Genomic DNA, 16,258 nt, shown 5'->3' with positions numbered 1-16,258 from the left:
AGATTGGATGTGTAAGTGAATTATGTCAAAAAAGTTTAGCAAGATTGTCTTGACTTTAGCTGCTTTATTATCCATTACTTTAGTTGCTGGTTGTTCTGGCAATAAAGCTGTGGTTACTATGAAAGGTGGCAAAATCACTCAAGAACAGCTTTATCAAAAAATGAAGAAATCCCAAGCAGGTCAACAACAATTACAACAAATGGTTATTGCCCAAGCTTTGAAATCTCAATATGGTAAAAATGTGAGTGACAAAGAGGTCAACAAAGAGTTTAACCAGTATAAGAACAAGTATGGTTCTCAATTTAATACATTATTGCAACAAAACGGAATGGACGCTAGTGACTTTAAGGATACCATTCGAACACAATTGTTAACTAAAGTTGCAATTCGTAAAGAAACCAGTATTTCCAATGCTCAATTAAAGAAGCAATGGGCAAAATATACGCCAAAGGTTACTGTTCAACATATTTTAGTTAAAGATGAATCAACGGCTAAGGATATCATTGGTAAATTAGAAAAGGGCGAAAATTTTGATAAATTAGCTAAAAAGTATTCAACCGATTCTGGAACCAAAAACAAAGGCGGAAAATTACCAGCCTTTAATAACAATGACACTTCTTTAGATGCTAACTTCAAAAAAGCAGCTTTGAAATTAAAGCAAGGTCAATACACCAAAGAACCTGTTAAATCATCTTATGGTTACCATATCATTAAAATGGACAAACGTCCTGCCAAAGGCACAATGAAGCAACATGAACAAACTTTGAAGAATCAAATCTATGCTTCACGGATGAATGATTCAGCAACAATGCAAAAAGTGATTACTAAAGTTCTAAAACGTTCTGATATTTCTATCAAAGACAATGATTTGAAGAACGTATTATCTGGCTTCTTGTCAAATAATAATAGCAAGAAGGGTAATCAATCCGCTGGTAGTTCTAAATAAGAATAATCCAAACGTAAAAAATCCAAAGCCAATAACTTTGGATTTTTTTAATTGGTTTTAGCTAAAAAGTGTTACAATTTATGTGGAGCAAAGTTGGCGCTGTCAACACCAACTTCTCATAAGACTGCTAAGAATAGCCTATAATATAAATATATATCTTAAGGTTCCTACTAAGCTTTGAAGCTAAGTAGGGACTTTGCATTTAAGATCTTATTTTCGAAGATCTTTGATGATTTTAACAACGACAATTTAATCTACTTATTGCGTTCTCCAAGTCAGCAGTTTGTGCCTTATGTACATAGTTAGTATAACATTTTTGAGATACACTTTTTAAGATAATTTTAATTATTAAAAAAAGAAAGTCTTCTTTTTACGGAAAACTTTCTTTTATTTTGTTTTAAATACTTTAACATCTTTAATTCAATTTAACATCCACATCTCTGACCCAATCATTATCACCAACTTGATAATAACGATGACCATTAACCGTTAGAACTTGATAGAAGTTCCAAGTAGCTTGACGCGTTAAGTGTTTATCTGTGGAACGACTTAAGAAACCAATTTGTGGTTGGTAATGATAAATCGGTGCCGCTTGTTCTTTCAAGCTTAAGGTTCCGGTTTGGGACTTGGTGACAATTGCCGTCGTCATGACCGTAACATCCAGGGCTAGCACATATTGATGTGGTGCTACTTGATAATAAACTTGTCCGTCAGCTAATGTTTCTTGGGCATTAACTAACCACTGCGTACCCGTTGGCAATTGTTGCTTCAGTGCGGCACCTTGATCACTATACACGGTGATGAAGTCTTGACCTGCAGTTGGTTGCACGGTAATTACCCCATCAATGATTTGCCGTTTACCAATCTTAGTATAGTTGACATCATCAGCTTTAACATATTCATTAGCCCCTACGCGGTAATACATCGTGCCATCATTTTGCGTATAAATATAATCCACTTTCCAATCGGTATTGGCGGCTAAGACTTGTTCTAACTGGTGCCCTTGCTGGTCATACAAATGAATGAAACCACCCGGGACATCGGGTTTAACAATGGCAATACCGGGATTGCGCACCGTATGACTTTGACTCAAGCCACTACCAAGATTATCAGTCAAGTTGACACTACCTGTGCCCGCTAAACTATTGATGCGTTGAATGCAATCATTTTGGGCTTGGTTGACAGCTGCCACACTCGTTGCTTGTTGAACTTGGTCAATGCCCGCACTTTCAGCATGCCGCACCGCAAAGATCCGATCTTGACGTTTATCAGCAGCTAAACTGGTATTGTTCTCTAAGTTCTTAACCGCTTGATCAGCTGCTTGATGAATGGCATTAATGGCAACCGCACTAGCTTGCGCCACTTGGGCTTTAACCACTTCATTACTAATTTGATTCTCACCGTCGGCTTCGGCAGCATGAGCAGCATCCACACCTTGACTTTGATCAATTTGATCTTTGGCCGCTTGATAAGCCGCATCCACCTTGTGTTGAGTGTCTTCCTTTTGTTCGGGTGTTAAGTCAGTTAAATCGTTCAAATGATCCTTGGTATCTTGATAATGATTCTCTAGAATGGTCAGGCTATCATCTTTAGCTTTCGTCACTTGAACCACTTGTTGCATATTTTCAATTCCGGTTTGTTTGTGCGGATCAACTTCTGTTAATCCGGCATTAGTAATACTGTCTTGCGCTGCTTGATAAGCGGTCTCCAACAAACCATTCAAACTGCCAATTTGATCCTTATAATGCGTTAAACCATTAATCTTAGCTTGTTCTTCTTGATAGGTTTGCTTTAATGCTTGCATCGCTTGGTTCTTGTGGTTAATCAAAGTCTTAGTGTTGTTCAATTGATTAGTTCCGGTTTGTTGAACCTGATCCACACCACTTTGATCTGTTGCCGCTAAGATTTGATCAATGGCTGCTGTTGCTTGTTGACTAATCTGACTCTGCAAAGCCGTTTGTTGCTCTTCATTCAAAGCTTTGGCAGCATCATAAGCTTGTTGGGCTTGTTTTTGCGTTTGCTTAATCTGTTGCACTGCCTGGGCTTTTTGTTGCGCCAAAGTAACTTGTTGTTTCATTTGCTCAATCGTTTGTTGTTGTTCACCAACAATATTATTGGCCACCGTTTCCTGTTTAATTTGGCCTAAACCAGACTCATAAGCAGTTGTCACTTGTTGTTGTAATTGGTTAACTTGGTCACTACTTAAGGTACCACCTTGCGCTAAACTACCTAATTCTTGTTGCTCACGATTTAACTCATCATCCAAGGCATTCCAAGCGGCATTTTGTTGTTGCTTCAAGTCTGTTACTTGCTTAATGCTGTCCACACCATCATTAGCCGCTTGGGTAATAGATGTGGCCGAACTAGCTTGATTGATAACGGCAATCGCCTGCGCTTTTTGGTTTTGGACATCTTGTTTCAAACTATCCTGATCAGACTCATAATGATTCAAGCCCGCAATTACCTCATTAGCGGCCGTTTCGGCTTGATCAACTTTTTGCATGGCTTGATTGATCGTATTAGCTAAGTCTAAAGTTGGTTGTAACTTCTGTTTTTCTTGATTGAGCCAGCTTTCAGTAACATCGTTAGTTTCATTTAAATCATTTAACATCGCTGTCTGTTCGGTTGTGACTTGCTCTAATAAATTATTAACTTGATCAGCGGTTAAGTGACCACCTTTGTCCGGTTTACCTAAATCTTTGATCTTTTGCTTGACGTCATTGACTGCTTGGTTAATACTTGCTTGCAACTTTTGCTTCTGTTTAGCTGTCGCTACTAACTGATCTAAAGCGTTGTTTTGTTGACTGGCGGCATTGGTGACATCTTGCGCCGTCTTACTGGAATCTTGTTGTGCCGTTTCAATGGCACTAACACCATTAGTTGCTGCTTGGTCAGCTTGGTGTTGTAATTGATTGATTTGGTCTGGGTCTAACTTGTTGTCGCCTTGACCTAAATCATTAATCTTTTGCTTATTAGCAGCTAATTGTTGAGCTAAAGCCACAATTGCATTAATGGCGGCGGTACCTTTGTTAAAGGCCGTAGTTTCGGTGTTACTATCTTGCATACCGGTTAAGGCTGTGGTAGCAGCGGTGTTGACTTGATTTAAGAAATCAGTTTGTTGAGTAGCACTAATATTAGTTAAACCAGTTAAATCGTTGTTGGCTTGACCTAAAGTCGTGGCTAAACTCATTAAGTCTGTAATAACTTGCGTCTTGACTTGAGTCTCCTCGACACTCGTTGCTGCTTTGATTTGAGTAGTTAAAGCAGTTTGAGCTTGATTTAATTGCTCCTTAAATTGCGTCTTTTGCGCAGCCGTCAAACCAGCTGTGGTCTCAAGCTGATTCGTAGCCGTGGTAATATTCTCACTTAAAGCCTTCAAGGCATCATTTTGAGCCTGTGGTAACTTTAATAATTTATTAATAGCTGTAGCACCGTCACTCGCTACTTTATTAAGATTAGTCGTTGCATCAGCTTTAGTAATTTGGTCGACAATCTTAGCTTGTTGCTCACTAACTTGTTGTTTCAAGCCAGCTTGTTGGTCAGTTAATTGCTCTAACTTACCAATAGCAGTATTAGCTGCCTCAACGGCATCATTAACCACACCCATGGCCGTATTCATATTATCGGCTAAATCCGTTACTGGCTTAAAGTTCTTTGTTTCTTGATCAATTAACCATGAATCTGACAAATCAGTAGCATTCTGTAAGTTAGTTTCAATCGTTGTCTTCGCTGCAGCTAATTGAGCTAATAACTTGCCAACTTGTTGAGCTTCATCAGTTGGCGTCGTACCACCAGTTAAGTTATGACCAGTGGTACCGTCACCTAACTCTTTAATATGATCCACTGCAGTATTGTAGTCAGTTTGTAACTGTTGCATAATTGTAGCTTTTTGGGTGATTGTTTCTTTAATCTTATTTAAAGCAGTAACCCCTGCTTGCCCTTTAGTTTGAGCAGTAGTTGAATTTGTAGTACCCAAAACATCATTGACAGCCTGATTATAAGTGTTTGTAATTTCATCAGTGAAATTAGTCTGTTGATCATGACTTAACTCGGTCGCATTACTTAAAGCTGTTTCCACATCTTGCTTAGCAGTAGCTAACGCCCCTAATTGCGTATTTTGTTCTTTTAAAGCGGCCAACAAGTCGCGGACATTAGATTGCGCTAAGGAACTAACAGATTCTATCGTGCCTTTGTCTGCAGCTTTAATCCTATCAACTTCAGTATCGTATTGGTCTTTCAACTTCTTCAAAGCCGCAGTTAAGTTATCACCAAAGTTATTACCCGCAGCACCAGTTAAATCAGTTACACCATTGTTATAAATGGTTTTCAGATCATCCCAAGCCGTTGCTTGGTCTTGTACTAACGCAATCACAGCTTGAATATTTGTCACTTCAACGTTAGTTTGCGCCGACATGTTGGCAGTAGTTGCATCTCTTAAATCAGCTTGGGCGGTTTGATAAGCTTGCTCTAAAGCTGTTGTTAATTGATCACCAGCAACTAACTCATCATGATGGTGTAAATTACTCAAAGCATCCTTGGCTGTTTGATAAGCGACTTCTACTGTTTGCATAGCCGTATTCATAGCCGTTGCTTTGTCAGTTACTGCAGTTAGTTTAGAATGTTCCGTGTCTTCAACAAAGTTGGATCCCAGATTTTCTAGATCACTTAAGACTTCACTGTAAGCTGTCTCTAAATCAGCTAATAATTTACCAACTTGCGTACTGGTATCAGTTGAATCAGCAGCACCAGTTAAATAACCACCTTGATTACTACTTGCAGCTAACTTATTAATATCATCCTTAGCAGTATGATACCAACCAGCTACTGTACTTAAATTACCGGATAAGTTTTGCGCCGCTGTAACAATCGCAGCAATTGCTTTTTCTCCAGCTGTTAAAGCATTATCAGCAGTTTCAATACTATCAGCTTTCTCAATATTCTGATTTGCTGTCGTTTGGGCGCCATCAGTGGTATTGGTAATTTGATCTTGATACTTTTGAATATCTGTTGGTTGCAGAGTGGCCGTCAAATGACCAATTATGTCACTCGCAGCTTGCGCATAATCAACTAATTGGCTTTGATTATCAGCTTTATGTTCCGCCAATTGCGCTTGATCAACCACTTTTTGTAACGCTGTTTCACCAGCAGCTTCTGCGTTATCAGTTCCAGCAGTAATCTCAGCTACTGCAGCCTGATAAGCACTTGTTACTTGGCCTTGATATGAACCCTGTTGCTCTGTGCTTAAATGACCGAGTTTGTCAGCAGCTGTTTCAGCTTGAGCTGTTTGGTAAGCAGTTTGTAACTGACCCATGGCCGTATTCATGGTTCTTGCTTTACCAGTTACTGCCGTGAGCTTTTGCTTCTCTGTTTCCTCGTTGAAGTTTGCCCCAGGATTTTCTAAATCACTCAAGACTGTATCGTAAGCCGTGCCTAATTGTTCCACTAAGGTATCCACTTGCGACTTATGTTCGGCGTCAGGCGCTGTGGTTGTTAAATGACCATCAGTTTGATTGTCACCTAAATTGGTAATGCTTTCCTTTTCAGTATTGTACCAATCAGTAACTTTATCAGCCGTTGTAGCTTGACTAACAATATTGTTAATATTTGCTTGAGCAGCTTGATAAGCATTAGCAGCAGAGTCTGCATCAGTAGCACTGTCAATGTTGGCTTGCCCTTTAGTTTGTTCGGTTTCTTTATTCGGATCAGTATTCGTAATTTGTTGTTGATACTTGGTCTTTTGCTTGTCTGTCAAATGCGTTAAAGCATTAATTTGATTAACAGCGCCCGTGACCCCATTTTGAAGTTGCGCACTAGCTAACTTCTGGGCAATTTGCGTTAAACCAGTCTTAACCGCAGCATCAATTTGGTCTTGGGTTGTGGTTGTGGCAATCAAAGGATCCAAACCACTAACTGCCGTATTATAAGCACCAGCAATGTTATCTTTATAAGTTTGTGGATTAGTTAAGGCGGTTAAATCAGTGTTGACGGTTTGTTCGGCATCATTTTTAGCGGTTTGTAGTTGCGTCATCGCTGTATTTAACTTGTCAGCTAACGTGGTAATCGGAGCAAAATTGGTTGTTTCTTCACTGCTTAACCAATCGTCAGCCAAAGTATCAGCTTGCTGCAAATCGGTTTTAATTGTCGTTAAAGCTGTTGATAATAAAGCTAAGAGCTGTTCAACTTGTTTAGTGTCATCCCCACTAGTTAAATGATTATTGGCTTGCCCTTCAGCCAAGTCTTTAATGGATTGGACTTGTGTATCATAATCGGTTTGTAACTGAGTTAAAAGTTGATTCTTCTTGGTAATTAAAGTGGCTAAATTATTTAACGCCGTAACGCCATTTTCTTGCGCCGTGTCTAAGTCATCTTCGTCTTCACCAGCCAAAACGGCAGTTTGCGCGTCATCATGAATCTTGTTAATCTGCGTTGTAAGTGTGTCTTTCTGATCTACCAAATTAGTTGCATTATTTAGCACATCAGCAGCACTCGCCTGAGCGGTTTGTAAGACACTTAAAGCATCATCTTGAGCTTTAACTAATTCCAAAACTTGCTTAATGGCCGTAGTCCCCGCATCTTTCAAATCAGCCAGAGTATCAGTCGTTGCGGTCGTCAAATTATTAACTGCTGTTGTATAAGCTTCATCAATTTGACCACTCAACTTGTTCTTGGGATCCAGCAAATCAGCATGGCTCAAATTATCCAAATCTGTGTGTGCATCCGCTTTTGCTGTATTTAAGTCTTGCACTGCATCACTCATGTTTTGCGCAAAGGCTGTGATAGCCTTTAATTTTTGTTTTTCCGTTTCCGAGTTGAAATCGGCACTAGGATCTTTTAGATCATTCAAGACTTCATTGTAAGCTGTCTCTAAATCAGCTAATAACTTATCAACTTGGGACTTATGATCTGCATCAGGTGCAGTTGTCGTCAAATGCCCTTGTTTATCGTCACCTAAATTAGTAATTTTTTCCTTTTCGGTATTGTACCAATCCCCAATTTGACTAGCCGTTTGAGCTTGTGTCACAATCTTCTCAATAGCCTGTTGACCCGCAGCTTCAGCAGCATTCACATCTGTCTCACTCGTAGCTTGGTTAATTGCCATCACGGCTGCTGATTGCGCCGTATTCTTGGTTGGATCAGAACTAGTAATTTGTTCTTGATAAGCAGTAATTTGATCAGGCGTTAAATTATTCAAGTCACCAATGACGGTTAGTTCTTGATTAACGTAATCTTGCAATTGGGATTGAGCCAAGCCTTGAGTAATACCTAAGACGGCTTGACCTTTGGCTTTGTCAATCGCTGTTTGGTCAGTAGCACTATTAATGTCACTTTTAGCTTGATTATAAGCCGCATCAATTAAGGTTTGGAAGGGTTCTTGTTTAGCGGTGGTATCTAAGGTTGCCAAGTTATTATGCAACGTATTGAAAGCCGTATTATACTTCTCAGTAATAGCTTGCATGGCATCACGCTTAGCTTGCGCTAAACTGACAATTGCCGCAATATCGGCAGCCGGATCACTAGTAGCAGCGGTAGCGGCCGCATTAGTAACATCATCTTTATCTTTCTCTGGATCTTTTTGTGCCGTGTCAATAGCGGCTAAACCATTGTTAGCAGCGGTATTAGCCTGATCTTTTAAATTCGAAACTTGATCGGAAGTTAAACCATCCGCACCACCTAAATCATTAATCGTTGTTTCATCCGTATTTAACTGCGTAGCTAAGGCGGCAATGGCATCCATGGCTGCTTTGCCTTTATCTAAGGCTGTTTGGCGACCAGTATCATCACTAGCAGCATTATAAGCACTTGTTGCCGTAGTCAAAGCTTGGTTAACTTGCGTCAAAAAGTTATTAACTTGCGTTTCGTTTAATTGCCCGGTAGGGTCTTGGAAAGCTTTAATTGTTTGTTGATCAGTATTGAAAGTGTCAGCTAAAGTAGTGACCGCATCAATCAAGGCTTTACCATTATTAATAGCGGCTATTAAAGCGGCAGCAGGATTAGGTCCACCATCAGGATTAGCAGGATCAACGTCATCATCGCCGACTTGACTAACTAACGCTTTTGCTTGTTGTAAAGCCGTATCAAACGCCCCATTAATGGCATTAATCAAGTCCGTTTGTCCCGTAATATTAGCTAAATTATCCGCAGTAGTCTCACTACTATCATGATAGTTCTGTAAAGTAGTCAAGGCATCTTGTTTTGCATCAGCTAAGCCTTCCATGTTAGAAGTAACTTCAGGGTCGAAGTCTAAAACCGGACTGTCTACAAAATCTTTATTAGCAGTTAAAACTAAATGATCACCCTTTTGTAACATGTCTTTCGGTAAGGAAAAACTAAAGTTACCGTCAGCATCAGAATTAACAATATAAAGTTTCTGGGGATTACGCCAGCTATCATTTGTTTCAACTAAATTAGAATTATCAGGAAAATCTACTAAAGTTCCGTTAGCATGTTTAATTTGGACTTTAATATGAGCATTAGCCAAATTAGTCTTACCGGATATCTTGGTTTTATCAAATGATAACTTGATTGAGTCTGGGACAAAATCAATAGTATTATCGGTAGCAGTAATCGGTTTCAAAGCACGGCCATTCACAAATTGTTGGTTGGCTAATAACTGTAAAACTTGCGTTTCAGCGTCTTTAGTTGGACCGACAATATCACTGACACTTTCACTATTTAAATCCTGATTAATTGCTTGAACTACATCATTTTGTAAATTAAATTTGAGTTTCTGTAAAGCATGTGCCTGTCCTTTTGAGTCCACAAAATTAATATTAGTTAAATTAAAGTAACCCATACCTGTAATCAAATGAGCTTGTGCGTTATTACCCGCATCTAAAATTAATTGTCCAGAATAGGTATATTCACTACGTTGAAGAGCTTTAAATAACGTTAACGCCCCGCCACTACCATCTGTGGTAAAAGACACCGTTCCGCTTTTCATTATTAAAGGATTCCAATTTACATGCTCACCAACACAAACAGCTGTAGTAGCCCCGACTGGCGTAAAATCACTACCATCGTAAATGATTCCATTAAAATCAGGTGCCAAATTAGCTGCCCGTATAATAAAACTACCACCAGTAGTTTCAATTCCCGTTTGAATCCAATGCTCAATGTGTTGCCCATTAGTATTAATAGTTAATTGAGCCGCTGGCGGTAATTGTAAGGGCCAATAATAAGTTTTTGAATTACCTGTAATATCTAATCCCAAAGCTCCTGATAAATCACCACTGGTTGTATTACCATTGACATTAATGGTTAATTGACCTAGTACAGCAATAAAATTACCATCCGTGGCGTAATTTTCGACATTAATACCATAGGCAGTTGAACTAGCGGTACTATGTGGCGTTAGATTAACTTGTGCACCATCATTAATATCAACAGAAGAATAAAACGTATGAATCACATCACTACTAATCGTTTCACCAGTAAATTTTGCCCCACTATCAAAGATTAAATGCTGTGTATTTATCGTAAAGTTTCCAATAGAAATTAATGGTTGATTACTATAATCGGTATTCACCGTTATGCCCTTCAGCGTATAGGCAGATACTATTTTGCCAGCAACCTGATTTTGAATGTGTACTCTGCGACAATAAGTAGTGTTAACAATTAATTGCGCACCTTGATAATCAACATTATTAATAAAAACTGCGTTAGTATCGTCGGAATAATAAACATAATCATGATTAACACCGGCATCAATTGCTAAACCTGTGCTGTATAATTTAACATTTTCAATAGTAAACTGCTGTGAATGATTAGCTAATTTTAATGAATTACTACGTAAATCCAAAATATGGTTCTGACCATTAATAATTAACCCGTCATAAATATTTAAAGCATTATCAGTATAAGTATCTAAGATAACATCAGAAGTCAAATCAATTTCTTTCACATCGTAAACACCTATAGCTGATATAAATTGAGCTTCATTGCCAACTTGAACGACACCATTGGCATCAATACTTAAAAGATTAGAGATTTCTGGCTTGGTAGTCTCATTATTATTGTTATGTACTACAGTTTGGTTGATATTATTGTCAGAAACTTCATTAGTGGGTTGATTAGAATTGATATTGTTGTCGGCACCAACAGCATCGGCGTTATTATTGGTATTTGCTTCGTTAGCGTTATTGTCATTGACATTATTATTAGAATTAACAGCATTATTATTGCTAGCGTTTACATTAGAACCACTTACAGAATTTTGCTCATTGTTAACAACAGTATTACCAGCTTGTGCTTGATTATTCTGTTGATTGTTCGTTACATTCTCAGACTCATTAGTATCAGCATTCGTCACATCACCCATGGCTCGCGTACTAATTTGACCCGCTGTGACATTCGTTGGTTGATTAATTTCCCTAGCGTTAGTAGCTTGCACGGCTTGTCCAGGTGCGGCTTGATCGACTTTGCCTTGATCATTAACTTCATCCGCTTTGGTCGTGGTTTTATTAGCTGTTAACCACAACGTTGATGAAAATAGAGTCACACCCATGGTTGCTAATAATCTTTTACTTCGATGCATTTTTATCTGCTCCTTTAATCGTCTAAAATATTTACATTTTTTGGAAATGATTTTGATTATGTTCAACTCGAATTTGATATATAATTTTATCAAAAAATAAGCATTCAATAATCTTAATCTTTCATATATTTCATATTATAATTGGTTAATTAGTGATAAATCAAACACTATTTGGCAAAAAACTCTCAAAAAAGCCCATTGTGATTTATATATCACACAAAATAACCGTTTTATTTTTTCACATACTTGTAACAAAGCTTATTTTCATCGCATTTATTCTTGTGAACGATTTTTTTTAAAATGGCAAAAATCTAAATGTTAAGTTTTTCTTAAGATTCTTAAGTTTTTATTAAGTTCCAACACTATGTTGGATAAAGCACTTAATTATTATCCTTGTATTACTCAATCATTTTTAGCTCAAAGACAAATGAAAAAGTAACCAAAATAAAAAGTAATCATTCTGCTGGTCAGCAAATTCGCCAACACCACATAATGATTACTTTTTGTTTTTAAAAAATTTTATTTATATCTTACACCAATTGCTAGCAATTTTACTGCTGCAACTCACCGTCATCAAAGTTAGCTTCAAAATCTAACTGATAACCATGTTCTAACGTTAACGCCGTTACCTGATAAGTAATAGTTTGAATTTGCTCAATCATCGGTTGCGACAAATTCTGAACAGCTTCCCCCGGAATCTCAGATAATTCGCCTGTAAATTCGGTTAATTGAAATACCTGCCCAATTAAGCCCGAAATTTCAAATGGAGTTTTTTCCGGGTGAATATCAAACGGTGCTAAAATTTGAATCATTTTACCGGTACTGTCGTCATCCGGAGTGGGATAATCTTGCACTTGGACTTGAATATCAGTTTTGGCTGGCGCAGTAGTATCTACTAAATCATAATGAAAAGATTGCACAACAATTGGTCCTGTTTTAACATCCATACTCATTTCTCCTTAGTGTAACTTATCATGTTCATAACGATGTGTTAATTCTAACCCAGCAAAGTGCTGTTGTCGAACTGCTTCATAAATTACTAAAGCACAAGTATTTGATAAGTTTAAAGCACGAATATTTTCGGTCATTGGAATGCGCAAACATTTTTCTGGATTTTCCCGCATAAATTTTTCGGGTAAACCAGTCGTTTCTTTACCAAATAAGAAATAATGGTCTTTAGTGGTATCAGAGTAATCAACATCACTATAAACTTGATCAGAAAACTTGGTAATTAGATACAAATATTTTTGATCAGGAATGCTGGCTAAAAAGTCATCTAAATCGTCATGAATCACTAATTTAACTTTATCCCAATAATCCAGACCTGCGCGCTTCATATGCTTATCATCCAGACTAAATCCTAATGGTCGGATTAAATGTAAGACTGTATCCGTTCCCGCACAAGTCCGCGCAATATTGCCTGTATTAGCAGGCATTAATGGTTCAAAAAGTGCAATATGATTAGTCATGTTCTAGCTTCCTTTTTTAAATTTGCTTGAAAAAAAACGCATCCCCTCGGCAAATGCAGCAAGAAGATACGTTAAATTACTTCTGATTAAGCTCTTTTATCAAACTAAGTCTGATAAAAGAACTTAAGTTAAGTCCACAAATAATAATATACAACTTCTAAGTAGACCTGACAAGTTAAAATTTAACAAGCTGTGAACAAAAGCGGTTAGCAACTGATTATAACCTAGAATAATTATTTAAGTTGTTTGGAAACTTGAATGATTATTCGTAGTTAGACGCAAGTTGTTGCTTTTGTGAAAGCAATTAAATCTAAGCTGTGAACAAGACCGTTTAGAAACAAGAAGCTAACCTAGACTAAGGACTTAAGATTAGTTTATATCTTGAGTTCTTAGTCGTAGTTAGATAATTGTTTCTGGTCTTGTGAACGCAAAATAAGCTGTGAACAAAGTCGGTTAGAAATTGAGGATTAACTTAGACAAGAGACTTAAGTTTGTACTTTAATTTAAGACTCTTGGCGTAGTTAAACGCAAATTTCTGACTTTGTGAACGCAATTTTTAAGCTGTGACAAAAAACGCTAAAAAGTTGAGCACTAACAGGATTAAATACCAAAGTTCATTTAATTTTGATCAAATATGAACTTTCATTTTATCCCCAGATCAATCTGCTTGTTCATCTTCCAATAATGGTTCTTCTTGATACCAATTAGAATTGGCTTTAAACCACATAAAGATTTTAGTAAATAAAATTTTAAAAATAGCATACATGGGGATGCCGCCAATGACTCCTAATAAGCCAAACATGCCGCCAGAAATCAATAAGACAAAAATCGTGGTTACTGGATGCATCTTCATTTTATTACCCACAACTAACGGTGAAACAATGCGTGTCTCAATTGTTTGTTCAATGATAAAAATAATTATTACACTAAAAATCATGCGGTGCCCGGATAATAATGCTAGGATCACTGCTGGTAATAGTCCAATTGCTGAACCTACATACGGAATCAAGTTGCAAACACCTGCAAAAATTCCTAGTAAAACTCCGTAAGGCACACCAGCAATTAAATAACCAATGCAAAACATCACCGCTACCCAAAACGCCACCGTTAATTGCCCCCGAATATAAGAGCTTAAAGCTAGGTTGATTTCACTTAGAGTCTGCGAAGTAGCGGGTTTTAGCCGATTAGGAACAAATTTTAAAATAGCGGGCTTAATCTTTTGATCGTCTTTTAATAAGAAAAATAAGACAAACGGTGCCGTTAAGACAATCATGACAATATTTGTGACAATACTAATGGCGGAAGTAAAATTATTCCAGGCTGTATCAAAAGTCCCTCCCAAGCTGTTCATAAAGGAGTCCGAAATCTTGCTCCAAGATAAATTATCCTGTAAATGTAAATTCTGTAAATGAGGTTCTTGAACCAGGTCATTAATCGCTTTTTGAATTAAGTGCCAATATGCCGGCAAGTTTTTAATTAACGAATTAGCCTGACTTTGAACAATCGGAATTAATGTCAAAATCGCCCACGCTAAGATTAAAATCACGACTAAAAAAACGACGGTAATGGCCCAAATTTTGCCTAAATGAATGTGGTGTTGCAAAAAGTTGATCAATGGTTTAATTAGATAATACAGAATCATTGCCACAATTAGTGGGGGACAAATAATTCCTAAAATCTGCCAAAGTGGCTGAAACACATAACTAATTTTAGCAAAGACCGCAATAATCAAAAATAATAATAAGATATTTAAAAGTACCACTGTAAATTTATTGTTTAAAAACCACTTTGTAAACCATGTTTTCTTTTTCATATTATTCCTCATTGTTCATAGGTTATTTGTGAGCCTACTTTAACTTGGGGAGCCTCTCCGGTCAAATAAATACTATTAATTGGAACTTGTGCTGGAGCTTTCTGAAAATACACCACTGCATGACCAATAGCTTGTAATTGCTCGTTAACTTGTTGCCCCAAGGCCGTAATGGTAAAGCTTTGTTGATCAATCAAAATTTGTGCCCCCACTTTTAATTGTAAATGCTGTTGTTGTTCGGGAACAAATTGTTGAATAATAGCAACATTTTTCAAATCTGCCGTGGCACTTTGATCAAATAAGACCCAAAAGTCCGCAGCCTTGGTTAAGGCCGCTGCTCCAATTTCTGTAATTTCTGCTGTTATTTTCATATTTTTACACTCACTTTTTAAATAATTACTATAATACTACCAGCATTTTCAGCCAAGTTGTTATAAAATGTTGTTCAAGGAGGTTTTCTTCATGCAAGAAAAATTATTAATCGGTGGTTATACTAAACAAACCAGCCAGGGGATTTACCAATTGGAATTTGACAGCCAATTAGCCCAACTTTCACCTGCTAAATTAGCCGTCAAATTACAAGGCCCCACGTACTTTACAATTTCTAATAATAATATTTTATATTCTATTGTTCAAGATGGTGATCAAGGCGGAATTGCTGCTTATGACATTAGTACCAACTTTCAATATTTAGGCAGTGCTTTACAACTGCAAAACTCCCCAGCGTATGTGGAAGTTGCTGAACAAAAACAATTAGTTTTTTCGGCTAATTTTCATACGGGGATTGTTACCATTCATAAAATCAATCCTGATAAAACTTTAACCATTACGGACAAAATTCAACTACAAGGCCAGAGTGTCCGTCCGGAACAAGAAGCTTCACATCCACATATGGCTCATTTAACACCAGATGATCAATTAGTTGTTTGTGATTACGGTACTGACCAAATTACCGTCTTTAATTTAGATGACCTTGGCCATGCGCAATTGCACAGTACTTTTCAAGCCCCTGCTGGCAGTGCTCCGCGCCATCTCGTCTTCAATCCCCAACACCCTGATTTAGCTTACTGTATTTGTGAATTAAGCTCGGATGTTTTAGTTTTGCATTATGCAAAGGGACAATTTAATCTTCTAAACTCCTACCATTTAATCCCCAAAGACTATCTGGGCGAAAATACTGCTGCTGCTATTCGCATTAGTGCAGATGGTCAATATCTTTATACCTCTAATCGTGGTCATAATTCCATTGTCTCTTTTCGTATTAGTGCTGACGGTCACAAATTAGAACACTTACAGACCATCAAAACCCAAGGTGATTTTCCCCGCGATTTTTGTATGGATCCCACTGGGCGCTTTATCCTAGTTCCCCATCAAAAATCTAATGATGTAACGATTTTCAATCGCAACTTAGATTCGGGACAATTAACTTTTAACAACAATGATTGTCAAGTCCCAGAAGGCACTTGTATCAAATTTTACTAAATTATAGCGAGGAAATT

General features: G+C 37.5%; 7 protein-coding genes. 2 read left to right on the top strand and 5 right to left on the bottom strand.

The features are described 5' to 3' along the window. The first annotated feature begins 22 nt into the window (after nt 1–22). Nucleotides 23–946, top strand: coding sequence for a peptidylprolyl isomerase (locus AC3B7A_RS07550; RefSeq protein ID WP_489755486.1), 924 nt, complete (start codon nt 23–25; stop codon nt 944–946). A 415-nt stretch (nt 947–1,361) separates the two neighbouring features. Here AC3B7A_RS07550 and AC3B7A_RS07545 read toward each other — a convergent pair whose 3' ends face one another. The 5 genes from AC3B7A_RS07545 to AC3B7A_RS07525 all read right to left on the bottom strand — a co-directional run bounded on the left by AC3B7A_RS07545 (nt 1,362) and on the right by AC3B7A_RS07525 (nt 15,130). Beyond that, the gene (locus AC3B7A_RS07545; RefSeq protein ID WP_489755485.1) at nt 1,362–11,480 is read right to left on the bottom strand and encodes an SLAP domain-containing protein; all 10,119 of its coding nucleotides are present in this window, start codon (nt 11,478–11,480) and stop codon (nt 1,362–1,364) included. A 551-nt stretch (nt 11,481–12,031) separates the two neighbouring features. Continuing rightward, the gene (locus AC3B7A_RS07540; protein WP_489755484.1) at nt 12,032–12,427 is read right to left on the bottom strand and encodes a DUF1149 family protein; all 396 of its coding nucleotides are present in this window, start codon (nt 12,425–12,427) and stop codon (nt 12,032–12,034) included. A 12-nt stretch (nt 12,428–12,439) separates the two neighbouring features. Further along, nucleotides 12,440–12,949, bottom strand: coding sequence for a tRNA (uridine(34)/cytosine(34)/5-carboxymethylaminomethyluridine(34)-2'-O)-methyltransferase TrmL (gene trmL, locus AC3B7A_RS07535; protein WP_489755483.1), 510 nt, complete (start codon nt 12,947–12,949; stop codon nt 12,440–12,442). Between the two features lie 658 nt (nt 12,950–13,607). After that, entirely contained in the window at nt 13,608–14,762 is a 1,155-nt protein-coding gene (locus AC3B7A_RS07530; RefSeq protein ID WP_489755482.1) for an AI-2E family transporter, read from the bottom strand. Between the two features lie 8 nt (nt 14,763–14,770). After that, nucleotides 14,771–15,130, bottom strand: a complete 360-nt coding sequence (locus tag AC3B7A_RS07525) for a PTS glucitol/sorbitol transporter subunit IIA (RefSeq protein WP_489755481.1) — start codon at nt 15,128–15,130, stop codon at nt 14,771–14,773. A gap of 91 nt (nt 15,131–15,221) precedes the next feature. On the opposite strand from AC3B7A_RS07525, the gene AC3B7A_RS07520 reads away from it, so the two are divergent. Next, nucleotides 15,222–16,241: a lactonase family protein gene (locus AC3B7A_RS07520; protein WP_489755480.1), complete on the top strand. Its 1,020-nt coding sequence runs from the start codon at nt 15,222–15,224 to the stop codon at nt 16,239–16,241. Nucleotides 16,242–16,258 lie beyond the last annotated feature (17 nt).

It is taken from the genome of Bombilactobacillus sp. ESL1202 (genome assembly GCF_058107125.1).
Note: the sequence above shows the minus strand (reverse complement) of the source record. Positions and strands in the feature narration are given on the sequence as shown.